This is a genomic window from Mesorhizobium sp. B2-8-9 (assembly GCF_006439475.1).
Classification (GTDB): domain Bacteria; phylum Pseudomonadota; class Alphaproteobacteria; order Rhizobiales; family Rhizobiaceae; genus Mesorhizobium.
The window spans coordinates 49,798-75,723 of the sequence record NZ_VFTQ01000023.1 but is presented as its reverse complement, the minus strand read 5'-3'; the positions used below and the strand labels follow the sequence as shown (position 1 = coordinate 75,723).

General features: G+C 62.6%; 29 protein-coding genes. 20 read left to right on the top strand and 9 right to left on the bottom strand.

The features are described 5' to 3' along the window. Positions 1 to 36: 36 nt before the first annotated feature. From FJ423_RS24085 to FJ423_RS24075, 3 genes are read right to left on the bottom strand one after another with little or no spacing between them, the layout of a single operon-like run. Entirely contained in the window at positions 37 to 813 is a 777-nt protein-coding gene (locus tag FJ423_RS24085; RefSeq protein WP_140845537.1) for an amino acid ABC transporter ATP-binding protein, read from the bottom strand. Then, positions 813 to 1,472 (bottom strand): amino acid ABC transporter permease, encoded by a 660-nt coding sequence (locus FJ423_RS24080; protein ID WP_140845536.1) that lies wholly within the window; start codon positions 1,470 to 1,472, stop codon positions 813 to 815. Before FJ423_RS24080 ends, FJ423_RS24085 begins: the two co-directional genes overlap by 1 nt. Next, on the bottom strand, positions 1,462 to 2,121 hold the full coding sequence (locus FJ423_RS24075; protein ID WP_140845535.1) for an amino acid ABC transporter permease: 660 nt from the start codon (positions 2,119 to 2,121) through the stop codon (positions 1,462 to 1,464). The genes FJ423_RS24080 and FJ423_RS24075 overlap by 11 nt, the downstream gene beginning before the upstream one ends. A gap of 419 nt (positions 2,122 to 2,540) precedes the next feature. On the opposite strand from FJ423_RS24075, the gene trbB reads away from it, so the two are divergent. From trbB to FJ423_RS24010, 13 genes are all read left to right on the top strand, one after another. Then, on the top strand, positions 2,541 to 3,524 hold the full coding sequence (trbB, locus tag FJ423_RS24070; RefSeq protein ID WP_140845534.1) for a P-type conjugative transfer ATPase TrbB: 984 nt from the start codon (positions 2,541 to 2,543) through the stop codon (positions 3,522 to 3,524). Next, positions 3,521 to 3,853, top strand: a complete 333-nt coding sequence (locus FJ423_RS24065) for a TrbC/VirB2 family protein (protein WP_140845533.1) — start codon at positions 3,521 to 3,523, stop codon at positions 3,851 to 3,853. The genes trbB and FJ423_RS24065 overlap by 4 nt, the downstream gene beginning before the upstream one ends. After that, on the top strand, positions 3,853 to 4,134 hold the full coding sequence (locus tag FJ423_RS24060) for a VirB3 family type IV secretion system protein (RefSeq protein WP_019863699.1): 282 nt from the start codon (positions 3,853 to 3,855) through the stop codon (positions 4,132 to 4,134). The genes FJ423_RS24065 and FJ423_RS24060 overlap by 1 nt, the downstream gene beginning before the upstream one ends. Positions 4,135 to 4,144: 10 nt before the next feature. Beyond that, a complete protein-coding gene (gene trbE / locus FJ423_RS24055; protein WP_140845532.1) occupies positions 4,145 to 6,580 on the top strand; it encodes a conjugal transfer protein TrbE in 2,436 nt (811 codons plus the stop codon). Further along, on the top strand, positions 6,577 to 7,335 hold the full coding sequence (trbJ, locus tag FJ423_RS24050) for a P-type conjugative transfer protein TrbJ (RefSeq protein WP_140845531.1): 759 nt from the start codon (positions 6,577 to 6,579) through the stop codon (positions 7,333 to 7,335). The genes trbE and trbJ overlap by 4 nt, the downstream gene beginning before the upstream one ends. A gap of 11 nt (positions 7,336 to 7,346) precedes the next feature. After that, positions 7,347 to 7,673 carry a putative entry exclusion protein TrbK-alt gene (gene trbK-alt / locus FJ423_RS24045; RefSeq protein WP_140845530.1) on the top strand — a complete coding sequence of 109 codons (327 nt, stop codon included), beginning with the start codon at positions 7,347 to 7,349 and terminating at the stop codon, positions 7,671 to 7,673. A gap of 2 nt (positions 7,674 to 7,675) precedes the next feature. After that, complete coding sequence (gene trbL / locus FJ423_RS24040; protein WP_140845529.1) at positions 7,676 to 9,046, top strand: P-type conjugative transfer protein TrbL; 1,371 nt, start codon at positions 7,676 to 7,678, stop codon at positions 9,044 to 9,046. Positions 9,047 to 9,049: 3 nt separating this feature from the next. Further along, positions 9,050 to 9,739 (top strand): conjugal transfer protein TrbF, encoded by a 690-nt coding sequence (gene trbF / locus FJ423_RS24035; RefSeq protein ID WP_140845528.1) that lies wholly within the window; start codon positions 9,050 to 9,052, stop codon positions 9,737 to 9,739. After that, complete coding sequence (gene trbG, locus FJ423_RS24030; protein WP_140845527.1) at positions 9,736 to 10,797, top strand: P-type conjugative transfer protein TrbG; 1,062 nt, start codon at positions 9,736 to 9,738, stop codon at positions 10,795 to 10,797. The genes trbF and trbG overlap by 4 nt, the downstream gene beginning before the upstream one ends. Continuing rightward, the gene (locus FJ423_RS24025; protein WP_140845526.1) at positions 10,794 to 11,930 is read left to right on the top strand and encodes a TrbI/VirB10 family protein; all 1,137 of its coding nucleotides are present in this window, start codon (positions 10,794 to 10,796) and stop codon (positions 11,928 to 11,930) included. The genes trbG and FJ423_RS24025 overlap by 4 nt, the downstream gene beginning before the upstream one ends. 1 nt (position 11,931) lies before the next feature. Next, a complete protein-coding gene (locus FJ423_RS24020) occupies positions 11,932 to 12,153 on the top strand; it encodes a DUF2274 domain-containing protein (RefSeq protein ID WP_041002529.1) in 222 nt (73 codons plus the stop codon). 650 nt (positions 12,154 to 12,803) lie between these two features. Then, positions 12,804 to 13,193, top strand: coding sequence for a response regulator (locus FJ423_RS24015; RefSeq protein WP_140845525.1), 390 nt, complete (start codon positions 12,804 to 12,806; stop codon positions 13,191 to 13,193). Positions 13,194 to 13,378: 185 nt separating this feature from the next. Then, positions 13,379 to 13,633 carry a hypothetical protein gene (locus tag FJ423_RS24010; protein WP_140845524.1) on the top strand — a complete coding sequence of 85 codons (255 nt, stop codon included), beginning with the start codon at positions 13,379 to 13,381 and terminating at the stop codon, positions 13,631 to 13,633. Between the two features lie 429 nt (positions 13,634 to 14,062). Here the strand turns inward: FJ423_RS24010 and FJ423_RS24005 are convergent, their stop codons facing one another. Both FJ423_RS24005 and FJ423_RS24000 read right to left on the bottom strand, forming a co-directional pair. Further along, complete coding sequence (locus FJ423_RS24005; RefSeq protein WP_140845523.1) at positions 14,063 to 15,844, bottom strand: PAS domain S-box protein; 1,782 nt, start codon at positions 15,842 to 15,844, stop codon at positions 14,063 to 14,065. Positions 15,845 to 16,203: 359 nt separating this feature from the next. After that, entirely contained in the window at positions 16,204 to 16,476 is a 273-nt protein-coding gene (locus FJ423_RS24000; RefSeq protein WP_140845522.1) for a hypothetical protein, read from the bottom strand. Between the two features lie 53 nt (positions 16,477 to 16,529). Here FJ423_RS24000 and FJ423_RS34655 point away from each other — a divergent pair, with 53 nt between their 5' ends. Both FJ423_RS34655 and FJ423_RS23995 read left to right on the top strand, forming a co-directional pair. Further along, positions 16,530 to 16,625, top strand: coding sequence for a glycosyl hydrolase 108 family protein (locus FJ423_RS34655; RefSeq protein ID WP_281409005.1), 96 nt, complete (start codon positions 16,530 to 16,532; stop codon positions 16,623 to 16,625). 14 nt (positions 16,626 to 16,639) lie between these two features. Further along, positions 16,640 to 16,873 carry a glycosyl hydrolase 108 family protein gene (locus FJ423_RS23995; RefSeq protein WP_348642924.1) on the top strand — a complete coding sequence of 78 codons (234 nt, stop codon included), beginning with the start codon at positions 16,640 to 16,642 and terminating at the stop codon, positions 16,871 to 16,873. Positions 16,874 to 17,769: 896 nt separating this feature from the next. Here FJ423_RS23995 and FJ423_RS23985 read toward each other — a convergent pair. Beyond that, complete coding sequence (locus FJ423_RS23985) at positions 17,770 to 17,979, bottom strand: hypothetical protein (protein ID WP_140845520.1); 210 nt, start codon at positions 17,977 to 17,979, stop codon at positions 17,770 to 17,772. A gap of 133 nt (positions 17,980 to 18,112) precedes the next feature. Here FJ423_RS23985 and FJ423_RS23980 point away from each other — a divergent pair, with 133 nt between their 5' ends. Beyond that, complete coding sequence (locus FJ423_RS23980) at positions 18,113 to 18,520, top strand: Ku protein (RefSeq protein ID WP_140845519.1); 408 nt, start codon at positions 18,113 to 18,115, stop codon at positions 18,518 to 18,520. Between the two features lie 505 nt (positions 18,521 to 19,025). Here the strand turns inward: FJ423_RS23980 and FJ423_RS23970 are convergent. Next, a complete protein-coding gene (locus tag FJ423_RS23970; protein ID WP_140845518.1) occupies positions 19,026 to 20,219 on the bottom strand; it encodes a cation:proton antiporter in 1,194 nt (397 codons plus the stop codon). A gap of 307 nt (positions 20,220 to 20,526) precedes the next feature. After that, positions 20,527 to 20,760: a polymerase gene (locus tag FJ423_RS23965; protein ID WP_140845517.1), complete on the bottom strand. Its 234-nt coding sequence runs from the start codon at positions 20,758 to 20,760 to the stop codon at positions 20,527 to 20,529. Positions 20,761 to 21,157: 397 nt separating this feature from the next. On the opposite strand from FJ423_RS23965, the gene FJ423_RS23960 reads away from it, so the two are divergent. The 4 genes from FJ423_RS23960 (at position 21,158) to FJ423_RS23945 (ending at position 24,273) form a co-directional block, all read left to right on the top strand. Continuing rightward, the gene (locus FJ423_RS23960) at positions 21,158 to 21,676 is read left to right on the top strand and encodes a sigma-70 family RNA polymerase sigma factor (RefSeq protein ID WP_246680257.1); all 519 of its coding nucleotides are present in this window, start codon (positions 21,158 to 21,160) and stop codon (positions 21,674 to 21,676) included. After that, positions 21,663 to 22,448, top strand: a complete 786-nt coding sequence (locus FJ423_RS23955) for a hypothetical protein (protein WP_140845515.1) — start codon at positions 21,663 to 21,665, stop codon at positions 22,446 to 22,448. The genes FJ423_RS23960 and FJ423_RS23955 overlap by 14 nt, the downstream gene beginning before the upstream one ends. A gap of 801 nt (positions 22,449 to 23,249) precedes the next feature. Next, on the top strand, positions 23,250 to 23,474 hold the full coding sequence (locus FJ423_RS23950) for a hypothetical protein (RefSeq protein WP_140845514.1): 225 nt from the start codon (positions 23,250 to 23,252) through the stop codon (positions 23,472 to 23,474). Positions 23,475 to 23,508: 34 nt separating this feature from the next. Next, positions 23,509 to 24,273, top strand: coding sequence for a DUF4336 domain-containing protein (locus FJ423_RS23945; protein WP_140845513.1), 765 nt, complete (start codon positions 23,509 to 23,511; stop codon positions 24,271 to 24,273). A 169-nt stretch (positions 24,274 to 24,442) separates the two neighbouring features. Here the strand turns inward: FJ423_RS23945 and FJ423_RS23940 are convergent, their stop codons facing one another. Then, a complete protein-coding gene (locus FJ423_RS23940) occupies positions 24,443 to 25,798 on the bottom strand; it encodes a chloride channel protein (protein WP_140845512.1) in 1,356 nt (451 codons plus the stop codon). Positions 25,799 to 25,926 lie beyond the last annotated feature (128 nt).

The window sequence follows — 25,926 nt, the reverse complement described above, 5'->3', positions numbered from 1 at the left end:
CCGCGGTTGCGTGCGCGACGTTAGAGGTATCAGCTCTCAATGGCTCAGGACGGTATCCAGGAACAGCCGGGCGCGCGGATGAGCGGCTCCAGAGAAAAAATCGCTGGAAGACGCGTGCTCGACGATGCTGCCTTGGTCCATGAAAACGATCTCATCCGCGACTTCGCGTGCAAAACCCATTTCATGCGTTACGCAGACCATGGTCACGCCGGTTTTCGCGAGCACGATCATGACGTCGAGCACTTCCTTGATCATTTCCGGGTCGAGCGCCGAGGTGGGTTCATCGAAAAGCATGATACGGGGATCTAGGCACAGAGCGCGCGCTATCGCCGCCCGCTGTTGTTGGCCGCCCGACAGCTGGGCCGGATAGGCGCGCGCCTTTTCGGGGATGTGCACCGCCGTCAGATGCCGCATGGCGATCTCTTCGGCCTCATGCGCCGACTTCAAGAGGACCCGGCGCAGCGCCAGCGTGCAGTTGGCAAGCACGGTGAGGTGAGGAAAGAGATTGAAGCTTTGGAACACCATGCCTGTCAGCCGGCGCGCCGTCGCGGCATCGCGATCGCTTTTTCCCAGACTTCTGCCTTCAAACTCTATAATCCCTTTTTGGAAACGCTCGAGACCGTTGATGCAGCGGATCAAGGTCGACTTGCCGGACCCGGACGGTCCGCAGACGACGACGCGCGCACCCGGCCGTAAGGTCAGATCTATGTCTTTCAAAACGTGCAGGGCACCGAACCACTTGTTGAGACCGTCGATCCGCACGAGCGGGGAGGGCTGAAGCGTCGAGGTCGCAGGCGCGTGCCGGGCGAGCATCAGCGGCGCCCGCTCGCAAGCAGGAGCTTCTCGATGCGCTTCACTCCATAAGAAACGATCAGCGCCAGGGCGAGGAACAGAACGCCGGCGACGGTCAGCGGCTCCGCGTAGCGATAGGTCTCGGAAGCGATATCGAAGGCACGCCCGAGCATTTCCGGCACGGCCAGGATCGCGAGATAAGGCGTCGCCTTTAGGATCGAAACCAGGTAGTTGCCCAGGGGCGCGGCGATGTTGCGCAGCATTTGGGGTGCGATGACGAAGATGACCGTGTCGCGACGGTTGAGCGACAAGGCTCTGGCTGCTTCCTGCTGGCCCCTCGGAATAGCGTCGATGCCCGCCTTGAACACCTCCGCCAGATAACCGCTGTAATACAGGCTTAGCCCCAATATGCCCACCGTCATGGCGCCAAGCCGGATCCCGTAGAAGGGCAGGACGAAATACAGGAAATAGAGCCAGGCCAAGACCGGCGTCGAGCGGATGAAGTCGATCAGGAAGCGCACAGCGAGGCCGGGCGCACCACCCCCGCGGCGGATCATTTCGAAAGTGAAGCCAAGCGCCGACGCACCGAGGCAACTCACGACCGTGGCGAGCAGGGTAGTCCCGATCGCACCGATTATGATCGGGATGGTCGAGAGCGCGAAGTCGAGGTTAAATCCCACGAGGCGCTCCTCTTTCGGGATTGACCCGCGCCTCGAGCCAGCGGCCGGCGAGCGCGATCGGATAACAGACGACGAAGAAGGCTAGCAGCAACGCCGAATATATCGCGACCGGGTCGTATTCGGTCTGCGAGATTTCCTTGGCGCGGAAAGTCATGTCCGTCAACGTGACCAACGAGACAAGGGAAGTCGCCTTGACGAGCTGAATAAGGTTGTTGACGAATGTGGGACTCATGGCGACCAACGCCTGGGGCAGCTCGATCAGAAGCAGGATCGCCGGGCGCGAGAGGCCGAGCGCCATTCCAGCCTCGCGTTGGCCGGCAGGAAGAGATTGGAGCCCGGCCCGCACCGCTTGGCTGGCGTAGCCGCCGCTATTGAGGCCGAGCACCAACGCACTGACGGTCATCGCCGACAGAGTGATCCCCATGACCGGCAGAACGTAGTAGAAGACGAAGAGCAGGACGACGACCGCCGAACTGCGCCAGAATTCGATCACTGCCGTGACCAGAAAACGTGTCAAGCCGGTCGTCACAAACTGCGCGACGCCGAAAACAAGCGCGAAGGGCACCGCGAAGACCAAGCCATAGGCGGTGACCGCTGCCGTTATGTGCAGCCCTTGCAGGATCCCCAGCCAGATGTCGAGCATGCTCATGAAGCTTCGCCGCCCCCTGCCGTCAAGGGGCGCGGCGAAGCGAGCGTCGGGGCGTTTCGAGCATATTTGGAAGCGCCTTTCTGGCGCCGCGAAACCGAGCCCTCGGGACCGAACCGCATGACAATCCTCCGCGCCGTGGAAAGGACGATCGCCGCCACTGCCAGGCCATTTCATAAACCCGGTCGGAGTCATGTGTCAATAAACATGTACGTATCATTGCGTCAGTTCACATTCTGCCGATGTTGGAACGCCGCGATACGCTGGCCCTAAAGCTTCCTGAGCTCTGCGCCGCCGTTCGCCGGTTTTTGCTCGCTGTGCTACGACGGCGGTCGAAAGCTGTTGAATCGGACTGCTCCAGGCCTCTTTTGCTCATCCGACCGGGAACTGCTCGATGAGTTCCCGGGCCAAACGGGGACAGCATGGCTACCTTGCACAATGATACCGAAGCACGTTCGCGCAGCTCGCGTATGCTGCGCACCGCGCTCGGGCCCGCCATCGCCCGGTTCCTGGACGACGCCGCGATCGTCGAGGTCATGCTGAATCCGGATGGCCGCATCTGGGTGGATCGGCTCACGGAGGGCCTGGCCGATACGGGGCAAACGCTCGCGCCTGCCGCTGGCGAGCGGATTGTGCGCCTGGTCGCCCATCATGTCGGCGCCGAGGTCCATTCCCGTTCCCCGCGCGTCTCGGCCGAGTTGCCGCAAACCGGCGAGCGGTTCGAAGGCCTGCTGCCGCCCGTGGTCGCCGCGCCGGCCTTCGCGATCCGCAAGCCTGCGGTCGCCGTCTTTACGCTCGATGACTATGTCGCGGCGGGCATCATGACTTGTGGCCACGCCGCTGTGTTGCGCGCCGCGGTTGCGGGCCGGGCAAACATCCTCGTTGCCGGCGGCACGTCGACGGGCAAGACCACCCTGACCAACGCGCTGCTCGCCGAAGTGGCGAAAGGGACGGACCGGGTCGTCATCATCGAGGACACCCGCGAACTGCAATGCGCCGCCCCCAACCTCGTCGCGATGCGCACCAAGGATGGCGTTGCCACGCTTTCCGACCTGGTTCGTTCCTCGCTGCGCCTGCGGCCCGATCGCATTCCCATCGGCGAGGTGCGCGGCGCCGAAGCGCTGGACCTCTTGAAGGCGTGGGGCACCGGGCATCCCGGTGGCATCGGCACCCTTCATGCGGGCTCCGGTATTGGCGCTCTGCGCCGACTTGAGCAGCTGATCCAGGAGGCCGTCGTCACTGTGCCGCGTGCGCTGATCGCCGAAACGATCGGCCTTGTCGCCGTGCTCGCCGGACGCGGCGCGGCGCGACGGCTTATCGAACTGGTCAGGGTCGAGGGTCTGGCCCCCGATGGCGACTATCGCATCGCTGAAGCCACACCGATCAACACAGGAGACATTTCATGATCCGCCTGCTTTCGCGCTGCCAGGCCAGCCTGGCCGCGGTCGGCGCCGCCATTGCCTTCAACCTCATGGTTGCGCCGGTCGCCCTTGCGTCGGGCTCCTCGATGCCGTGGGAACAGCCGCTCGAGAAGATCCTGCAGTCGGTCGAAGGACCGGTATCCAAGATCATCGCCGTCATCATCATCATCGTCACCGGCCTGACGCTGGCCTTCGGCGACAGTTCGGGTGGCTTCAGGCGGCTGATCCAGATCGTTTTCGGCCTTTCGATCGCCTTCGCGGCGTCAAGCTTTTTCCTTTCGTTCTTCTCGTTCGGCGGCGGAGCGCTGATCTGATGACAACCGCTTTCGAACAGCTCGACGCCGTGCCGGGGTGGACGGTGCCCGTGCACCGGGCGCTCACCGAGCAGATCCTGCTCGGAGGCGCGCCGCGTGCAATCGCGATCCTGAATGGCACGCTGGCGGGCGCTGTCGGTCTTGGGCTGCGGCTCTGGCTGGTCGGTCTTCTCATATGGGCAATCGGACATTTTACGGCGGTATGGGCTGCCAGGCGCGATCCGCTTTTTTTCGAAGTCGGACGCCGGCACCTGCGGCTGCCTGGACATCTGTCGGTTTGAGGGTGCCGCTATGATGAGCCTTGCCGAATACCGCCGGACTGCTGCTCGCCTTGCCGACTTTCTGCCTTGGGCGGCACTCGTCGCCCCCGGGGTCGTGCTCAACAAGGACGGCAGCCTTCAGCGCACCGCGAGATTTCGCGGACCCGATCTCGACTCCGCCGTAGCGGCGGAACTTGTCGCGGTGGCAGCGCGCATCAACAATGCCCTTCGTCGTCTCGGCTCGGGCTGGAGCATCTTCGTCGAAGCGCAGCGCCACGAAGCGGCGTCGTACCCGGAAACCCAGTTTCCCAATGCGGCCTCCGGCCTGCTCGATGCCGAGCGCAAAGCCGACTTCGACGAGGAGGGGGTTCATTTCGTATCGAGCTACTTTCTCACATTCCTGCTCCTGCCGCCGCCCGAAGACGCCACGCGCGCCGAGGGCTGGCTTTATGAGGGTCGCGACCAGTCGCGCGCGGATCCTGGCGAGATCGTCCGCGCCTTTGTCGACCGGACTGAGCGTGTGCTCTCTCTGCTCGACGGCTTCATGCCTGAATGCCACTGGCTCGACGACGGCCAAACGCTCACCTACCTGCATTCGACCATCTCGACCAAGCGTCATTCGGTGCGCGTCCCCGAGATCCCGATCTATCTCGATGCGCTGCTGGCCGACGAGCCGCTCGCCGGCGGGCTCGAACCGCGGCTTGGCGACAAGCATCTCCGCGTGCTTACCATCCTCGGCTTCCCGACCGCCACCACACCTGGCCTGCTTGACGACCTCAACAGCCTGGCCTTCCCGTACCGCTGGTCGACCCGCGCGATCCTGCTCGATAAGGTCGAGGCTGTCCGCCTTCTGACCCGGATACGGCGGCAATGGTTCGCCAAGCGCAAGAGCATCGCCTCGATCCTGAAGGAGGTGATGACCAACGAGGCATCGGCACTCCTCGACACCGACGCCGCCAACAAGGCGGCTGACGCCGACACCGCATTGCAGGAGCTCGGCGCCGACATGGCGGGCATAGCCTATGTCACCGCGACCGTCGCCATATGGGATAGCGACCCGCGCGTGGCCGACGAGAAACTGCGGCTCGTCGAGAAGGTCATCCAGGGCCGAGACTTCACGGCCATTGTCGAGACCGTCAACGCTGTTGATGCCTGGCTCGGCTCGTTGCCCGGGCATGCCTATGCCAATGTCCGCCAGCCGCCTATCTCGACGCTCAATCTCGCCCACATGATCCCCCTCTCTGCCGTGTGGGCGGGGCCGGAACGGGACGAGCATCTGGTCGGTCCTCCCTTGCTTTACGGCAAGACCGAAGGCTCGACCCCGTTCCGGTTGGTTCTTCATGTCGGCGATGTCGGTCACACGCTGGTCGTAGGCCCGACCGGCGCCGGCAAATCGGTGCTGCTGGCGGCGATGGCGCTGCAATTCTGCCGCTACCGCAATGCTCAGATCTTCGCTTTCGATTTCGGCGGCTCGATCCGCGCGGCGACGCTCGCCATGGGCGGCGACTGGCACGATCTCGGCGGTCATCTCACCGAAGGCATGGACGCGTCCGTTTCGCTGCAGCCGCTCGCCCGCATTCACGAAACCTACGAGCGCGCCTGGGCGGCCGACTGGATCGTCGCGATCCTGACGCGCGAGGGCATCCAGATCACGCCGGAGGCGAAGGAGCATATCTGGGCGGCGCTGACGTCGCTCGCCTCGGCGCCGGTCGAGGAGCGCACCATCACCGGGCTCAGCGTGCTTCTGCAGGCCAACGACCTGAAACAGGCGCTTCGTCCCTATTGTGTCGGTGGCCCGAACGGCCGGCTGCTCGACGCAGAGGCCGAACACCTCGGCCAGGCATCCGTGCAGGCGTTCGAAATCGAAGGTCTGGTGGGCACGCAGGCCGCGCCGGCCGTCCTGTCCTATCTGTTTCATCGCATCGGCGACCGGCTCGACGGTCGTCCGACCCTGCTCATTATCGACGAAGGCTGGCTTGCCCTCGACGATGACGCGTTCGCCGGGCAGTTGCGCGAATGGCTGAAGACGCTTCGCAAGAAGAATGCCAGCGTCGTCTTCGCCACCCAGTCACTCTCCGACATCGACAATTCCGCTATCGCGCCGGCGATCATCGAAAGCTGTCCAACCCGGCTGCTGTTGCCCAATGAACGCGCGATCGAGCCGCAAATTACCGCCATCTATCGCCGCTTCGGCCTGAACGACCGCCAGATCGAGATCCTGGCGCGAGCCACACCCAAGCGCGACTATTACTGCCAGTCCCGTCGCGGCAATCGTCTCTTCGAGCTCGGCCTGTCCGAGATCGGGCTTGCGCTTTGCGCCGCGTCCTCAAAGAGCGATCAGGCCCTGATCGGCAGCATCATCGCCGAGCACGGCCGCGACGGATTCCTGTCGGCGTGGCTGCGTGCCCGCGACGTCGGCTGGGCCGCCGACCTCATTCCCAAACCTGAAAAGGATTCCAAACCATGACTGTTCGTCAAAGCCGCCGGCGTGTCCTTCTTGTGGTCGCAGCGACGCTCGCCACGCCGGTTGCGATCTCGCCGATGATAACTGCGCCAGCGCATGCTTTCATCGTGTTTGATCCATCGAACTATTCCCAGAATATCCTGACGGCCGCGCGTTCGCTGCAGCAGATCACGAACCAGATCACCTCCCTGCAGAACCAGGCCCAGATGCTGATCAACCAGGCGCGCAACCTGGCGAGCCTGCCTTTGTACTCGCTGCAGCAACTGCAACAGTCGGTGCAGCGCACGCAACAGCTTCTCGGCGAAGCACAGAACATCGCCTTCGACGTCCAGCAGGTCGACAAGGCATTTCAGCAGCAATACAGCAGCATCTCGCTCACTGCTTCCGACCAGCAACTCGTCGCGGATGCGCGCTCGCGCTGGCAAAACACGGTGGGCGGCCTCCAGGACGCAATGCGCGTCCAGGCGGGTGTCGTCTCAAACATCGACACCGGCCGCGCGCAGATGTCGGCGTTGGTCGGCGCCAGCCAGTCGGCGACCGGTGCGCTGCAGGCGACGCAAGCCGGCAACCAGTTGCTTGCGCTTCAGGGCCAGCAGCTTGCAGACCTGACCGCCCTGATAGCCACCAACGGTCGCGCCCAGGCGCTGACCGCAGCCGAACGTGCCGCGGCCGTCGACCAGGGTCGCGAGCAACGCCGACGCTTCCTGACGCCTGGATCCGGCTACCAGGCAGGCTCCGTCCAGATGTTCAACCGCTGAGGTCGATCGCCATGGACGGCAAAACCCTCGCTCGCGTCGTGGCCGTCGTCTTCGTCGCCGTCGCCATGACGGCGACGGCGCTCGAGATGAGCCGGAAGGAAGACAAGCCGGTGGGGGAGGGCCAGCACCCACCGGCGGCCTCTGTGCCTACTCCGCTTCGCGATGGCCTGCGCCGCTGCCAGGTCCTCGGCGAGGCTGCCTTGCGTGACGATGGATGCGCGCGGCTGTGGGCCGAACAGCGTGACCGCTTTCTCGGTCTCGAAAAGCCATTGGGGCGTTCGACAAGCGAGCCGGCCGCTTCGCCGTCGCCAGATCCTGCCCTGCACGGGGCCCGCTAGACATGGGCAATACCGGCGTCATCGACCAATTCCTGGCCACCTTCGCCCGCTATATCGACAGCGGTTTCGGCCTGCTCGGCGGCGAGGTCGCCTTTGTCGCGACCACGCTGATCGTCATCGACGTGACGCTTGCCGCGCTCTTCTGGAGCTGGGGCGCCGATGACGACATCCTCGCGCGGCTCGTCAAGAAGACGCTCTTCGTCGGTGTCTTCGCTTATCTGATTTCGAACTGGAATGGCCTCGCCCAAATCGTCTTCGAGAGTTTCTCCGGCCTCGGTCTCAAGGCGAGTGGAACCGGCTTCTCGGCACAGGACCTGCTGCACCCGGGCAAGGTGGCGCAAACCGGCCTCGACGCCGGACGACCATTGCTTGAGGCGATCTCCGGTTTGATGGGCTACATCTCCTTCTTTGAAAACTTCATCCAGATCGCTTGCCTGCTCTTTGCCTGGGCGCTCGTCCTGCTCGCCTTCTTCATCCTGGCGGTGCAGCTCTTTGTGACGCTGGTCGAGTTCAAGCTGGCGACGCTGGCAGGCTTCGTGCTGATCCCCTTCGGCCTCTTCGGCAAGACGGCCTTCATGGCCGAACGCGTGCTCGGCAACGTCATCTCGTCCGGCATCAAGGTTCTGGTGCTTGCCGTGGTCATCGGCATCGGATCCACGCTCTTCGGCGAATTCACCCAAGGCTTCGGCGGCGAGAACCCCACCATCGACCAGGCGATGGCGATCGTGCTGGCGGCGCTGTCGCTGCTTGGCCTCGGCATCTTCGGTCCCGGCATCGCCAACGGCCTCGTCGCGGGTGGACCGCAGCTCGGCGCCGGTGCGGCAGTCGGGACTGGCCTGGCCGCGGGTGGCATCGCAGTTGCAGGCTACGGAGCAGCCAGCCTCGCGACGCGAGGCGGGGCAGCCGCATTGGAGGGAGCGGCGTCGGCCGCGCGTGGCGGGACGTCACTCGCTGGCGGCGGTTCGGCCGCTTATAGGCTTGGCGCCGCCGGCCAGTCTGGCGCGGCAGGCGTCGCCTCCGGTCTCGGCGGCATTGCGCGCGCTGGCGCTTCGGCGGCAGCCTCTCCACTCAGGCGCGCCGCCGCAAGCACCGCTCAAGCACTTAATTCGAACTTCGCCACTGGCGCCCGTTCGGCCGCTGAAATCACCGGCGGTTCGTCGACCATGGGAACGATTGGCGGCGCCGCTGCGCCAACAGCGGCGGAGCCATCCAGCGCGGGCAAGCCACCCAGCGCTCAAGGCGAGCCCGAATGGGCCAGACGCTTGCATCGCTCCCAACGCCTCGCCCACGGCGCCCAGACCGCCGCCCACGCGGTGCGCGCCGGTGACAGCCATGGCGGCGGAGCCTCGATTTCTCTTTCTGAAGGCGAATGACCCATGAACATCTTTAGGCGCCCCGCCGTCCACTACGGCAAGAGCCCTCGACCGGAAACACCTTACCAAAAGGCGCAGCAGATCTGGGATGAACGCATCGGCTCCGCACGCGTGCAGGCACGCAACTGGCGCGCCATGGCGTTCGGGTCGCTCATCCTGTCGGCGGGGCTCGCCACTTCACTGGTCTGGGAGTCGGGCCGCGGCACTGTCGTGCCCTGGGTCGTGCAGGTCGATAAGCTCGGCCAGGCTCAAGCGATTGAGCCCGCAACCGCCGACTATAAGCCGACCGATCCGCAGATCGCGTGGCATCTCGCCCGCTTTATCGAGCAGGTACGCTCCATCCCCGCTGACCCGATCATCCTGCGCCAGGACTGGCTGCGCGCCTATGATTGGACCACCGACCAGGGTGCTGCGGCGCTCAACGACTATGCTCGCGCTGCGGATCCTTTCTCCAAGGTCGGCAATAAGCAGGTCGCGGTGGACATTTCTTCGGTGATCAGAGCCTCGCCGGGCTCCTTTCGTGTCGCCTGGATGGAGCACCACTACGAAAACGGTCAGCTTTCAGGCACCGAGCGCTGGACCGCGATCCTAACAATCGTGACGCAGATGCCAAGCGACGCCGAACGGCTTCGCGCCAATCCCCTCGGCATTTACGTCAACGCCATCAACTGGTCGCGGGAGATGAGCCAATGAGCCCGACATCGCGTCTTGTTTCCGGCACGACTTTCTCGAGACATCTTCTATCGGCCATGCTGGTCTCGGGGACGACGCTGCTTGCGGCTTGCGCCACGCCTGCGAAGAAGCCGCCGAAATTCAGCTACGATACCTATGTTCCGCCGTTGCCGCCGGCTCCGGCCGCCGCGACCGACCAAAGGCCGAAACCTCTTCGCGTGCCACCAGGCTGGGCGCCCGCGCGGGGCGGCGCCATCGGGCAAACGCCGGCAGCCCGTGTCGAGAACGCAAACGCCGCGGCGCGCGTGGAACCGCGCCGTGAGGGCTACTATAACGCGATTCAGATCTACCCATGGAGCGAAGGAGCGCTCTATCAGGTCTACGCGTCACCTGGCCAGATAACGGACATCGCGCTTGAGCCGGGCGAGAGCCTGACCGGAGACGGTCCGATCGCGGCTGGTGATACCGCGCGCTGGATCATCGGCGACACCGAAAGCGGGTCCGGCATTGCCCGACGCGTCCACGTCCTGGTGAAACCCTCGCGGGCGGACATCACAACGAACCTTATCATCGCCACGGACCGGCGCAGCTATATGCTTGAGTTACGGGCAGGCGTGAAGCCCTACATGCCCGCCGTTGCGTGGTCCTACCCAGCTCTGAAAGAGAGCCTTCTGCAAACGGTCGCCACAACACCGGTCATACCGGACGTTACAGTCCGAAACTATCGCTACGGCCTCACCGGCGACAGCCCGCCCTGGAAGCCGGTGAACGCCTACGACGACGGCCGCAGGGTATACATCGAGTTTCCACGCGGCATCGTGCAAGGCGAGATGCCGCCGATTTTCGTTATCGGCGCGGACGGCGAGGCTGAAATCACCAACAGCCGCGTCTATCAAAACATCCTCATCGTCGATCGCCTTTTTGGTGCGGCCGAACTGCGTCTTGGCGCCGGCAAACGGCAGCAGGCGGTCAGGATCGTGCGTGTCGATAGAAGAACCGATGGGCTGCGGCGGGGCCCAACCGACAGCGCCGCGTCAAAGCTGCCGAACGCAACGCACACGGGAGCGCCGCAGCCATGAACGAGAAGAACATGGCCGTCGAACCCATGCGGCTTCGCGCCGACCCGCCGCGTGTGACGCGTCTGTCGCGCAAGATGCTCGCAGGCATCGGCTTCGTCGCCTCGCTCGGTGTCGGCGGTGCGCTGATTTACGCTCTGCAGGATGCCAACACGCTCAAGCAGGGCGAGGAGCTCTACCCAACCTCCAATCGGCCGCCCGCCGATGGACTGGCAACACTGCCGCGCGACTATGCCGGCCCGATCCTTGGGCCGCCGCTCCCTGGCGATCTCGGCAGGCCGATCCTCGATGCTCAGAACAACGGGCAGGCGGTCGTGCCGCCCTCAATCGCAAGCCCCGCGATTGACGAAGCCGAGCAGCGCCGACGAGCCGATGAGGAAGCGGCCAGAACCTCGCGCGTCTTCTTCCAGACAGGGCAAGGAGATCCCAGGCCCGCCGAAGCGTCGGCTCCTGCTGTTAACGACTTTGCCGGTCAGTACGGTCAGCCAAGTGCGCAGGATCGCCAGCTTTCCTTCCTGTCCGCCGCCGCTAACCGGCGGACCGTGGCCCCGGATCACATCACGCCGCCCGCGTCACCCTATGTGCTTCAAGCCGGTGCCGTGATCCCGGCCGCGCTCATTACCGGCATCCGCTCGGACCTTCCCGGGCAGATCAGCGCTCAGGTGACCGAAAATGTCTATGACAGTCCCACCGGGCGCTCATTGCTCATCCCGCAAGGCACTCGTATCATTGGGCAGTACGACAGCGGAATTGGTTCCGGGCAGCGCCGCGTGCTGCTTGTCTGGAACAGGCTGATCTTCCCCGACGGACGCTCCATCGTGCTGGAGCGGCAGCCTGGCGCGGACGCTCAGGGCTATGCCGGCCTGGAGGATGCCGTCGACTATCACTGGGGCGAGTTGTTCAAGGCCGCGGCGTTGTCGACCGTTCTGAGCGTTGGCGCACAGGCCGGTTCTTCCGATCAAGACAGCGATATCGTGCGCGCCCTGCGAAGCGGCGCTTCCGATAGCGTCAGCCAGGTGGGCCAACAGGTCGTTCAGCGCCAACTCGGTATCGCGCCGACGCTCACGATCCGGCCGGGGTTTCCCGTTCGCGTCCTCGTTACCCGCGACCTTGCTCTTGAACCATACGGAGGCTGACATGGCCAAGTTGAAACTCGCAACGATTGCCGACGACAAGCCAGTCAAGATTACGGTGGAACTCCCGGCGCCCCTGCATCGCGATCTGGTGAAATACGCAGAGATCCTCGGGCGCGAGACCGGGCGGCCATCTGCCGATCCATCGCGCTTGATCGCTCCGATGCTTGAACGGTTCATCGCAACCGACCGCGGCTTTGCGAAAGCGAAGAAGGAGCAGGCCTAACCGAGCTTTCCGATGGCCCAGGACCGGCGAGCGTTGAGCCGAGACGCCGATAGGATGCTCTTCTGCGATGGTTACATCCTGCGCGTCAGTCGCACGATAATCCGACGGCGGTCGGAAAGGTGGGAATGCCGTCGGTTTTCTGCTGTGTGGGTGGGGCGGAATGAGAGAAGTTTGAGGAGCGGCGCTATGTCTGGCTCTCGCAATTGGTCAAGCTCTACGGTCGGGCCAGAACATGGACCAGCCGGAAACGGCTGACGATCGCCGTCTCATCCAAGATACGCTTGCTGCCGCCAAGCTCGGCGGCCTCGGCACGCAACGTCCTCGCGCGGCGCTCAATCTGCCAGTGCGCCGTAGCCCGTCATCCGTAACGACGGCAGCGTCTTCGGCTTCAATGTCATTCAGTCAGTCAGCGACGAACGCGCTTGCCTCAACCGCGTCGGCGTCGGTCAGCTGGTCCGATATTGCCGTCAAGCTGTAGAAGTCGCCCGCTCCGGCACCGGGACGAGTTCTTCGCCTCGCTGTTCTCGTTGCCGGGCTGAAGTCGGTCCGTTCACATCGTTGGGGCCGCGAGTCCGCAGAAAAAAACGATTACTTATCTGGAACCGAGAGCGTATCAAACGCGTATTGGATCAAATGGGGACCGGCCAACCATGGGCGAGGGCGAGATTCTGATCGTTGAAGACGAGGTTCTCATCCTCCTCGAAATCGAAGCGGGTTTAGAGGAAGCAGGGTTCAAGGTCTGCTCGGAAAGCAATGCCGAGCGCGCACTGGCCGCTTTCGACGCAGAACCCGAAAGGTTTAGAGCTCTCATCGCCGACATCCGACTGGGTCCCGGCAAATCGGGGTGGGATTTGGCCCGGTACGTGCGCGCAGTCAACCCGATCATGCCTGTTATTTACATGAGCGGCGACAGCGCCCACGAATGGCCGGTCAAAGGTGTGCCCGACAGCATTATGATCTCGAAGCCATTTTTCATGCCGCAGGTCATAACGGCTTTGGCCACGCTGCTTAACGAGCAGCGGCTTATCCCAGTCAGCTAAAATACTCCGACCGCAAGCCTGGAGAGACCGCCGTCGCGGTCAAGACGGAAGGCGGCGCTGTCGTGCCGGCTGATTTCTTCTTGTCGCTGTTCTCGCTGGTTGCGGAGGCGACAGTCGCCCCAACTCAACATTTGTAAACCGGTCGTGGGTATATATTAGAAATGGCTTATGTATGGAGCGCTTTAATGCTGGTGTCTTTGGAGTTGATGAGCAGGCTTCGCGACGTGATCGACGCCCTGAGCGATCGTGTCTCAAAGCTCGAAGACTACAAGTTGAAAGCGCTCGAAACCCGGCTGGGCAACGACGCGCCGCCGGCCGGCGCCCAAATGGTGCTGCGGATGCTTGTTCTGCGCGAACTGCAAAGCCGCGCCGAGACCCGCCCCATCGTCTCATTTGGCGCGCACACCGAAGTCCTGGACCTTGAAACTGCGAACCCGTGACCGAGACCTTTATCGTCGGAGCGGAAGGCACGACGCTGTCGCGCTGCTCGCCCGTCACTACCGCAAGCTCATGCGGACATGGTCGCCAAAACCTATGCCGAGCGGGGCACGCCGCAGCGGGCTACCTAACCGGTTGGAGCCGGAGAGCGCCACAACAGTTTGCCGGAGCGCTCAATCTTCGATAATGGCCTTGGCGCGCCTTCGAGGACGAGTGCTATCGGCGTTTCCGATGAACCCCCCTCAAGGCGCCATGATGATTTGGCCCATTTAAGAAATCGCGCAAATATTGGCGCGTCGATTTCGACAGCCGCGCGCTGCTTCCCGCCCAAAAACGTCGTCAGACGCTTGTCGAGCAGCCGGGCTGCACGCGGGGTTTTCGCGCTTAACCCGGCGCGGCCTGCCTATGGGCAGCCTGCCGAGGATCCAGGGCTAATCCGCACTGCCAAGCGAAGCCTCCACGGCAGCCAGAGGCGTCGTTAGCGTCCAGACGATGCCGCGTTCGTCGTAGTCTAGATTGCCCTTGCCCAGGACTGCCTCGGGAGCAACCCGCTTCAGCACCACCGATCCAAATCCACCCTGTCCAACGGTCTGAACCTTTGGGCCATCTCGTTCACTCCACGTAAGCTGGAATAGCCGCTTAGCTCCTGACCCGGAAATCCCCCAGCTTACCGAAATCGCTCCCTCGTCTCCCGAAAGCACCCCATATTTGGCTGAATTGGTGGCCAGTTCGTGAAAGGCGATCCCGAGGTGCTGAACCGCATTGGGGTTGAGAACAATGGTCGGTCCAGACATGGAGATTCGTTCCCCGCTGCCAAACGGTTCGGCCTGCGACAACAGGAGTTCGAAGACCGTCACTCCCTTCCAGTCGCCGCTAACAAGGAGATCGTGCGAGCGTGACAGAGCCATGATCCGCTCACGAACCTGCCGTTCGAAAGCTAAGGGATTATCTGCGCGCTTGTTGGTTTCTCTGATCATCGACAGAATAACCGAATATTGGTTTTTTACCCGATGGTTGACCTCGCGCATCAGCATGCGGATACGTTGCTCGCTCTCCTTTGTTCCGGTGATATCCCGGGCGATCTTCGAAGCGCCGATGATCTGCCCGGCAGCATTGCGCACCGGCGATATCGTCAGCGAGACAGGGACGAGGCTGCCATCCTTTCGCCGCCGGATCGTTTCATAGCTCTCCACCCGCTCGCCGCGGCGGATGCGTTCAATGATGCGGGGCTCCTCGTCCTGACGGTCATCGGGGATCAGCATCGTCACGGATCGTCCGATGGCCTCCTCGGCTGTGTAGCCGAACAGCCGTTCGGCACCGTGATTCCAGCTCTTGATCATCGTGTTCAGATCCTTGCTGACGATCGCATCGAACGAGGATTCCACGATGGCCGACAGATGATTGCGAACGTCCTCGGCCCGGTCCCGCTCGGTCAGGTCAAGCAACATATTGACCGCACCAATCAGGTTGCCGGTCTCGTCTCGGATAGGCGTTGGATAAGGCTGGAACGGGAAGAATGACCCATCCGGGCGTTGGGCTATGGCCCGCTGGTTGTATACGGGTCGGTTCTCCTTGAGCGCAATCCCCATCGGGCATTGGTCGTGAGGCAGTTCGTTGCCGTCGGGCGTGAACAGCTTGAAAGTGACGCACCATTTGTCCTTGCCGAGTTCGGGCTTGCGGCCAGCCAGGTCCGCGGCCGCGCGGTTGTAGTAAGTGATCGTCCCGTCCGCGTCAGTCGTGTAGATAGCGACGGGTAGCGCATCCAGGATTTGGTGATAAGTGCTCTCCTTGCGCCTCAACTCGCTGCGGGTTAGCTCGAGGTCGCTGACATCGACGGTGAAGCATCGTGTGTTGATCAGCTTGCCATCGCGGAAATGGCCGCTAGACGTGATTTCGACGTGCTTGATCGATCCGTCGGAGGCTCGCACGCGGGCCGGATACCTCACGATCTTTTCGCCACGCCCAAGGCGCCCCAAAATATCTTCAATCACCTCGTGGTCAGGATAGAACTCGGCAATGTGGCGCCCGACATATTCCTCCGCGGGACAACCCATCAGGTCGAGTTCAGCCTTGTTGGCATGAAGAATCACGCCATCTGCGCTGACCAGGTGCAATGCGACGGCACCATTCTCGAAGAAATCCCGATAATCAAAGTCCCAGTCAACACCGGAATTTCCCTCGGCGATAACTGTGCCCACCGGCAGTTCACTCATCCCCAACCCTCTTTGCTTAACCCGTTAAAACGCGATGTAGGGCAATTCGTTCCCCCTGGACAGCCGCGGCGGGACGCGCTGTTTCCAATTGGCTGCATGCGCTTGATACCGCTCCATCGCTGGCGATAGAACTTCAGCCCTTTGGCAACTGCGCGACCGGGAACGTTCCTCGCCAGACGCCCTTCTCCAAGGAAGGTGCCGGAATCCGGATCGCAAGTCGCTATCCGCTGGTCCGACTTGCACAGTGCCCAAGCAGATCATCGAAAAGGTCGTGACCGGCGCCAATCTCGAGCCGGAAGGCACGGCTATCATAGACCTGCGGGGCGGCGTCGACGGCAGCTGGCCGGGGCGAACAGCCGTTAAGTCGAGTGCAGTTTCACCATCGTCAGGCGCATGCGTGCCAGTCTTCGTGCCGGACTATGGAATGCTTCCCGCTCGGCTTCGAGCAGGAATTCAAGCGCCATGATGTCGAGCAGGAATTCATCCACGGCTTGAGTCAGTTCGTGCGACTTGCCTTGGATTTGGGCAAGCAGCGCGCGCGACTCCGCGACCAGGTTGGCGCTGCCGGCGTCGATCAGCTGCTCAAGCTTGTTGAAGCAATCCAAATCTGAAGTTCCCCCTGCCGCGGCCATCAATCGCCGACGGGCCGGAAAGTTCCCAAGCGAAAGCAAAATTCGATGATCGCATGCAGGAATCGCTCGCCTGCGTGCTCGCGCATGAGGGCAGCTGCGGCAATCATCCGGCCGATCCGGGCGGCGCCACTATGAAGAGGGTGACCTAGCGGATTTGTGACGCGTGTCGGAAGAGCAAATACCAGGCCAGGGTTCGGTGAAGGGCATTTCGAGCGACCAACTCTTCGAAATCTACGAGCGCCAGTGTTGGGACGCCGTGAAGGGCGACCAACTGCCGGCCGGCGTCGACCATGTCGTTTTCGACGGCGCGGTGAAATCGGGCCGCATCCGCACTGGGGGACGTTTACGGCTTCCGGCGTCAACAGTGTGCCAGCCCGTCGCTCGAGCCTTCGGGTAATAGCCTGGTGGGAGCGGCAGAGTGAGACATCGGCCGACCAGAACAGGATTGACAGAACGATGGCGTGCCGGCCGAATGCGACGGTACACTAGGCAAGCGCGGCTCTGCCGGCGGACTTTTTGTTGACAACTAACGTTGATGAAGCCCAGATTTGCGGGGTTTGAGGGATCGACCTATTTAGGGAGGGACTTCATGCCAATTATTGCGAGAGCCAGAGGAGCAGGCATCTTCAGTTCGTCAGAAGTCGCACTACTCGGTCGCGTGTTCGACAGATTGAAAGATAAACATCGGTCCCCCGAGCGACGCGAAGCTCTCGCGTCTCGCGTTCTGGCCAACTACCTGGCGGGGATCAGGGACGAGGCTGAACTGCTGTCAGTTTCAAAACTTCCGCTCGGGCGCTAGACAGTGTCCTTACTCAGTGCGGGCGGTGAATTCCCCTCGTCGTTGCTCCCGGGCTACAGCCCGGTCAGAACTGCATTAGGAAAAGCCTTGTGCGGGGTTTCTGGATTCGGCGCACCATCCGGGAAGCGGAGCACAAGCTAGTTTGAGGGAAGAGGGCCCGTCGGCTTCGGTCGGCGGGCTTTTTTCACTTTCTGTTACGCCTGATCCGCACCGGAAACCTTCCCGCTCACATCCAGTTCGGCGTGATTTATGGAGTTTCCGATGTGTCGCAAGGCAAGAGACGACAAGCTTATCGAGATGATCAGCACTGACTGGGCATCGCTCCTGCGAGAAGCGCGCTTCCTGAAGCGAGCGCATTGATCCCTACGGAACATTCTCCTCACGCCGATGTTGGGTAGCTGCGACGCGTCCCCCGAGCATCCCACGGCGTCGCGTCGGGGCGCTGGCCCTTTCCCGACATGAGCCCGCATCGTTCCCCCCCGGTGCGGGCTCTTTCATTGCCGCCCACGCAATTCCGTCGCGAGCGCCTCAAGGGCTTTCGCGTCCTCTGCGTAGGATGCCACCTGTGCAGGATACCGCTCCATCTGCTGGCGATAGAAAGTCACCCACTTCGGCAGGTCCGCAATCGGGAACGTTCCTCGCCAGACGCCTTTCTCCAGGGTGAAGGAGCTGGCACCCGAATCGTAAGTCGCTATCGTCTTCATGCCTGCTTCATAGCAACAGTTGGGAGAGTGTAAGACCCTCCGCAGCGGTCAACGCCCTTTTCGCCAATGGTCGGCGGGTAACCATGCCGGGCGCTAGCTGTTCCCCTTGTGACTTGGTTGGCGAGGTACGGACATGGCGGCGCCGCGCGCGGTTTGGAAGGGCTTCCTGAAAGTTGGTTCGGTCACTTGCGGCGTGAAGCTGGTTGGAGCGACCACCGAAGCCGGGAAAGTCCATTTCAAGATTTTGAACCGCGAGGACGGCCTGCCGGTCAAAAGCGCCTACATCGACGAAGGAACCGGCGATGTTGTTCCGGCGGAGGATCAGATCAAGGGCTATGAGCTCGATAGCGGTGACTTCCTCGAGATCGAGCCAGACGAGATCAAGAAGCTCAAGCTGACGTCGCACCATACGCTGGAGGTCGACGGCTTCGTCGCGATCGACGAGATCGACACACGATATCTTGAAAAGCCCTATTACGGCCTGGCCAAGGAAGGCATCAAGGACCGGCCAAAGGCGAAGCCGGCACGAAAATCAGCGTAGCGGCCGCATCTCTCACCGTGAAAAACAGGAGCAGCACGTCGCCTGGGCCGAATACTGCCGGATGATGGCCTCGGTAGCCTTGCAGATTCCAGCTCATCAGACTGAATTCGATCTTCCCCACGCCGACGACATTCGCCTCAACGATCCGGCGCCAATCACGCGGGTGGCGGCGATGCAATCGAGCTCGCGTCAATGACGCTCGGCTTTCCGCCCCCGGACCGAGGGAGGGCCGGTATTCAACTGCCGCTCCGAAGGCCGCCGTTTCGCCGACAGCAAACGCTGCCTCATGCCAGCGTCGCCGTTTTTCGAGTTCACGGGCACGAAATAGGCAAGTGGTCGCTCTTCAACCTGAGGCAAAGCAGCTATGATTAGGCGAGGGGAGAGCTTGATGGAAAAGCGATTCACGCTCATCCTCTCCGCTACGGGCGGGACGGCCGTCCCGCGTGGCCCGTGCAGTGCCGGCTGCGGAAGCATGAAGTCCCCCTTCGCGGCAGCCGGCGCGCCTTCATGCTTCTTGCTCGGCTGTCAATCCCAGCTTCTTGATAAACCTTGGCATTGTCAGGCCTTGGACAAAGATCGAGAACGCCACTGCGGCAAACGCAGTGACGATGATCGCGCCACGCTCAGCTATGTCTTGCGGCAGGGCAAGGGACAGGGCAAGCGCGAGCGAGCCGCGCAGGCCGCCCCAAACCAGGACATGCTGGTACTTGAGATCCACCTTCAGCGAAGTCGGCTTGAGCAGCGCGCAGAGCGGATAGATGGCCAGTACCCGGCCGAGCAGTACGAGTGCTACGGCGACCGCCGAGCTACCCGCAAAAATCCCGAGCGGCTGGTGCGCCTCATGGCCGCCAATCAGGATGAACACGATCGAGTTGGCGAGGAAGGCGGCATAGGCCCAGAATGCCAGCACGTGGCTTCGCGCGTTGGCGGATATCGCGCCTTTCCAGCCCACATTGCCAACCAGAAGGCCGGAGGTGAGCGTCGCAAGAACGCCTGACATGCCGAATTTCTCGGCGACTAGGAATGACCCGTAGGCTGCGATCGTCGTTAGCGTGATTTCCACCAGATGGTCCTCCGTCCGCCCCGCGATGAGAAGAAGCACCGCTGCGACGGCCGCGCCGATCGCGATGCCGCCCGCGACAATCCAGACGAAGGAAGAGGCGATGGCCAGGGGCGTGGCGCTTGCGCCTGACGCCACCGCTACCAGGATGGCGAAACCGACGGCCGCGGCGCCATCGTTGAGCAGGCTTTCGGACTCGACCAGAAGCCCAAGCCGCGGCTGCACCTTCATCTCCTTGAAGGCAGCCAACACCGAAACCGGATCCGTCGCCGCGATCAGCACGCCGAAGAGGCCTGCGCCAGTCCAGCTCCATCCGAGCAGCCAATGCATGCCGAGTGCTACAACAGCCGCAGCGATCGCCACCCCCGGAAAGGCAAGCAAAGCAGTCACCGGCAGGTTGACGCGGAAATGACGCCATTCGATTTCAAGTGCCGCCTGGAAAATTAGCGGCGGCAGAAATACCGTGAAGATCAGGTCCCGGCTGAGTGGCAGCTCGCTTCCACCCGGGACAAAGCCGAGCGCTATGCCGGCAGCGACCAGACCGACGCTGTAGGGAAGGCGCAGCCGTCTCGAGATCATCGCGACGAGCGAAGCCGTCAGGAGTATGAGCCCGAGCGTGGGAATGGAGAGTTCGTCCATTCCGGATTATGGCTAGGTGGGATGGGATTCGGCAAGCAAAAGCCGTTGCCACCAACAAGCGCGGTCATGGACGGCGACAACTCTGGACAGGCCAGGAAGGTCTCGGCCGATTTTGCCTTCGAGGACGGATTAACATGCCGTCTGATGACGCGACATCGAAACCGGTCAAAGCCGCCGGGTACCGGTGCCTGCGCACCCACGGCGCCTCCACGACGGCAAGTGCCGCCGCCGGTTGCCTGCGCGCGGGCAGTGGAGGTGGGCCGTCCTGCGTGCCTGCAGCCAAAGCTCGCCTGCCGCGGCAGACGGTCTATCGCAATGCCGTTGGTTTTCTTGGTGCGAGCGCAAGGTTGAAGTAACCTGGCAGTTGCTGGCGCTTGTCGCGGATCGAAGCTGTCTTGTCCGGATCGGCTGGCAGGAGGACGACCATTCGTGCTTGGCGCCTCGGGAAGAGCGGCCTGCCGGCAACCAGGAAAATCAGGGCGAGGCCACATAGCACCAAGATAGCGGCGAACGTGTTTGCAATGATCTCGCCCAGCCGCATCGCGACCCGCCTCACTCTTGCTCCAGCCGGGGTTGTCGACGAGCCGGCTCCACGTTGATACCGTCGAGCAGCGGTTTCTATTCCAGCTTGCTACACCGACGAGCGTCGGCCCGCCTCCCAAATATTTTCGCTGTTGCTTGGAATAGTTCCCGGCCGGCCTTGGTAAATGGTGCAAGGAGGGTGAGCACGAGCCTGTCGAGGCCCATATCGGACACGGGAGCGGCGCAAGCATCTGAGGATACATGGCACCCAGATCTTGGAATCGGGAGGAGCACGCTCCCAATCGGCCCAGCGGTAGCTGTCCCTGCCCGCTGGGCCGTCTACTCGTCAGCCAGATGCAAAATGGAGATCCTGAAGTGACGCAAAAGGGTATATTTTTGGTGATATGAAAACCAGGTTGGACGTCATACCGCACCTCGAGGATCTTTGGCGTTACGGTCGCGTCCTCACCGGCAACGATTCTGACGCGGACGACTTGGTTCAGGAGGCGCTTGCCCGCGCACTGACGATGGCCGCCAGCTACGACACCTCACGTCCCTTGCTGCCCTGGCTCATCACCATCGTCCGCAACACGTTCCTCACGAATGCCAGCCGGGCCGTTGCCACCCGGCAGCGCATGGCGTCGTTTGCAGATGTAGCGGAGTCGGCCTTGCCGCCCTCGCAGGAGCATTCGGCTGAACTCGCGAAGGTGCAAAGGGCGTTGACGCGAATGCCGGCCGAGCAAGCCGAGATACTGCATCTGGTCGCGGTGCTGGGTTTCACATATTCAGAGACCGCCAATCTTCTGGGTGTGCCGGCAGGGACTGTGATGTCGCGCCTCAGCCGCGCCCGAGCGGCGCTGAAGCACAACCTGGAAGACAAAGATGGCGGGTCTTCCCGTCTCAAGATCGTGGGAGGGCGCGATGCGGCCTACTGATGGGATTTCCGAAGAGGATATCGGTCGCCTGCTGGATGGTGAGCTTTCCGCGTCGCAGAGATCCGAGCTGCAAGCCCGCCTCGCACGTGAGCCTGAGCTGGCCGCGGAGGTCTTTGCTCATGCACAACGCATGGAGGCGCTGCGCGCCTCACAGCCACAGCGGCTGTTTCCGCCTGGCGCGAGTGTGGAGAAGGCGAAGCAGCTGGAGAGTGCCTTTCGCCGCGGAAAGATGTTGGCCCTGTTGAGGCTCCAAGTCGCCGCCGTCGCGCTGGTCGCGATAGGCTGGGGCGCGAACTCGTTGACAGTGCCGCTCCGCCAGGGCGGCAAGACGGCTGATGAGACCTTCATCTTGGCCGCGCGAGACGCGTTGCGGGTCGCGCAAATGAATGCAGGCCCGGACAGAGGTGTCGAGCCGAAGCAGGACAAGATCGAACGACTGGTCGGCGCCGTCAACGTCAGCATGCCCACCCTGCCGTCGGTGTGGGTGGTGAGGGACGTTCAGGTGCAGCCGTGGAACGGGAAACAAAGCCTCGTCGTCACAGCCGATACGCCAAGCGTTGGTCGCATCACGCTGGTGGCAGCCCCGATGAATGGCGAGGACGCAGTGCCTCCCACCCCGGCGACGGACGGCCGCGTGCCAACGGTCTACTGGCAATCTGGAGGCACCGGCTATGCCTTGATGGGATCCGCTGCGCCGGACCGGCTCGAAGTGGAAGCAAAGCAGATTGAAGTCGCCACGCGCAGGAATGTTGCTCCCAAGACAAGAGGTTGATCGTCGCCTAACATTGGCCCGCGTTCCCATCCTACGAATCGGCTGCCGCCGCTGCCTCAGTCTCGGTGCGTCGCTCTCGACAAGATCCGAAAGAAGGCTCGTGTGATGAACGTTTTGTCGTTTGAGAGAAGAGATTATCCCTCAAAATGTCCGATCTGCGCTGGAGCCGCCTTGGAGGCAGATATCGCGCTGCGCAAGGTCGAGTTCCAATGCGCTTCTTGCGGCCCCTTTGAAATCACTTCGGCAGCGCGCACCGCAATCAAGGGGCTCTCCGAGGAGGACCGAAGGATGTGGCTGTCGCAGGCTCGGCAACAGAATTCGACTATCCCGGTCCTTGCCTGTGCAAACGAGACGCTGTCGCGGGGTGGATCGTGAATCCGCGTCACGGCAGTCAGGAAGTGCGCCCCGCGCGGACACTTCCTTGCGGCCCGGCATCGAGTTGGGGTGGTGCCGGGCCGTTCCAGATGTGCCTGTATCCGATCTTGAACTACCGAGAGGTATCTGGCTTGAGTGCAGCAAACGCGATCCGCAAGCTTGAAGACTACGAGGAAGTTGGGCTCATCGGCTATCCCTGCGATGGAGACTACATCGCGGTGGTCGGGGCCAAGGCCCGTGAAGATTGGCTGCTCGGAGGCGAGCTTTGCGGCTTGAACGGTGCTGTTATTGCCGAACAGCGGCGGCGCTGCCACGCTATTATCCGCAAGGCTGCCGGGTCGTGCTCGCCACGATCAGGAAGGACTGGGTTGTCGCCATCCGGAGTTACGATGACACTCAGGCCAACGAGCGCCCGGAGTTGCCGTCATGACGACCGGATCAGACGTCCGAGATGCGCTCGCCCTTGATGATGCGCCTTCCGAGATCCGCGCCGCGGCAATGCTGCGAGAATCCGGGTCGATGTCGTTCGACGCCGGCGTCGAAGCGGCGTTGGTCGCAGCCGCCGCTGAAATGAGGGTCGCAAAATCGGAGATCGTCCGCCTAGCTGTTCGTGAATGGCTGACGGCGCGCCAGCGCGGAAGTGGCTGCTGACCCACGCCGAGCCAGTCCGAAGGATTGAGAGCTGATGCCGAGGCGTGAGGAATCTCTGAACGGTCGCTCAGCATTGACCTTGTACGAGCCGATTAATGTTCTCAAGCCGGTCGCTTCGGACGTGTGGATCGTGGATGGACCGCCGATAGAGTATGACCTCAGGCTGATGAAATTTCCCTTCAGCACCCGTATGACGGTTCTGCGGCTCCGCAATGGCGACCTGGCGCTCCACTCGCCGGTAGCTCTCACGCCGGCTCTGCGATCGGCAGTCGATGTGCTCGGACCGGTCCGATTTCTGATTGCTCCGAACTCGCTGCACTACTGGTGGGTGCCCGACTGGAAGGCCGCCATTCCCAACGCCGAAGTCCTGGCCGTGCGCGGTTTGCAGAAGCGCGCCAAGCGTCCGATCGCGGTGGACCGGCTTCTGGTGGGGCGGCACTCGCCATGGCCCGGCGAAGTCGACCTTTTGGTGGTTCGCGGCGATGTGCTGACCGAAGCTGTTTTGTTCCACCGCGCCACGCGAACCCTGATCCTCACCGACCTGATCGAGAACTTCGAGCCAAAGCGGGTACACAGCTGGTTCTTGAAACTGCTCGTAAGACTCGCAGGCGCCGCCGACCCCGACGGCAAGGCACCCATCGACATGCGGCTGAGCTTCTTCCGACGCCGCAGGGCGCTGCGCACGGCAGTGCAAGAGATGCTCGCCTGGCATCCGGAGCGTGTCATCCTCTCGCATGGCCGATGGTATGACAAAGACGGCACTGCTGAGCTGAGGCGGGCGTTCCGATGGGTGCTATGAGGCGTTGCGTCATTTGATTTGGAACTCAGACGCTCGGCGCTGGCTGGTAGAAAATCACGCTGTTGTTGCCCGCCGCGCTAATAGCCTTCGGCTCATCGGCGCCGTTCCTCGAAACCCGATTGGAAAGGCCATTTCTGATCGGTCGGGCGCAAGTATTTTGCTGTGGCGGCTAAGCTTTGACTGCATCGTCAGCACCATCCAGCCTGCGCTTCCGGATCCCCTCGGCCACGAACACGCGCGATAGCGCGTGATAGAGCGGCTCGCGCGAGACAAGGCGAGCCGTGCCGAAGCCCAGCATCGCCGCGCACATCAGGGCAATGACGTTGTCGTGATTGCCGGTCATTTCGAGGATGATGACGAAAGCCGTCATTGGCGCCTGCACCACGCCGGCGAAATAGCCAGCCATGCCGAGCAGGGCAGCGATGCTCGTGCTGGTACCCAGGACCACTCCGAGTGTGCTGCCGATCCCTGCGCCGACCGCAAGCGACGGCGCGAAGATGCCTCCCGGAATACCAGACACCATCGACAGGACGCCGGCTGCGAATTTCTCCAGGAAGAAGAAGGCAGGCAAAGGGGTTCCCTCGATAGCCACGCGAGCCTGCGTATAGCCGGTACCGAAGGTGAGTCCGCCCGATGCGATTCCTATCACCGCCACAGCAAGCCCGCACACACCTGCCACGACCAGTGTTCGCCAGAGAGGCTGCAGCGCATTCCAGCGCCGGATGCGGCGTGTGACCGTCAAAGCAAGCAGGGAAAACAGCGAGCCGAAGCCGCCGCCTATGACACCGCAGGCGATCACCAACGGCCAGTCGGCGCCGAATGCCACCGTGTCCTTGGCGACGCCGAAATAGGTGTAGTTGCCAACGAGGCCGAGTGAGGCAAGGCCGGCGAGTATCACCGCGGTAAGCACCAGTCCGTTGGTACGCGCCTCGTAGGTCCGCCCCATCTCCTCGATGGCAAACACGATGCCGGCAAGTGGTGTATTGAAGGCCGCGGCAATGCCGGCGGCCGATCCGGCAAGGATCAGGCCGCGTGCCTGTGCCATGCCACCCCAGCGCGCAGCTTGCAGCATCAGCGAGGCGCCAACCTGTACCGTCGGCCCCTCTCGTCCGATCGAGGCCCCGCAGAACAGACCTATCACCGTAAGCGCGATCTTGCCGGCTGCCAGCCGCAGCGACAGGATCCGGCTTCGATCGTTTTCGTCGCGCAAGTGCCGGGCGGCGATCGCCTGCGGGATGCCACTGCCTTGCGAACCCGGGAAGAATACATGCGCCAACCAGGCGCACAGCACGAAGCCGAGCGGCGTCATCACCAGCGGCAGGTAAGAGCGCCAGCCGGTGTCCCTGCCGACAAGAACATGAAACAGCTCCTGTGCCTGATCCGCGAGTGCCGCGAACAGCACGCTGATCAATCCGATCGAGACGGCTCCAGCCCAGAAGACAAGGCGCGGTTGCCAGATGCGACGCGAAGTCCACATTGCCTGCGAGCGCCGCAGCATGGGGTATTTCCGTGAGATGCCTGCCATGCCTGTCCTCGTGGGAAACCTGCCCTAACACAGGCATGGCGCTGATCAAATCCGCCGAGCCGATCTAGCGGACTAGACAATGAAATGAGGATCAGATGGCCGTCTCAGCAGCTGGGCTCATGGAGGCA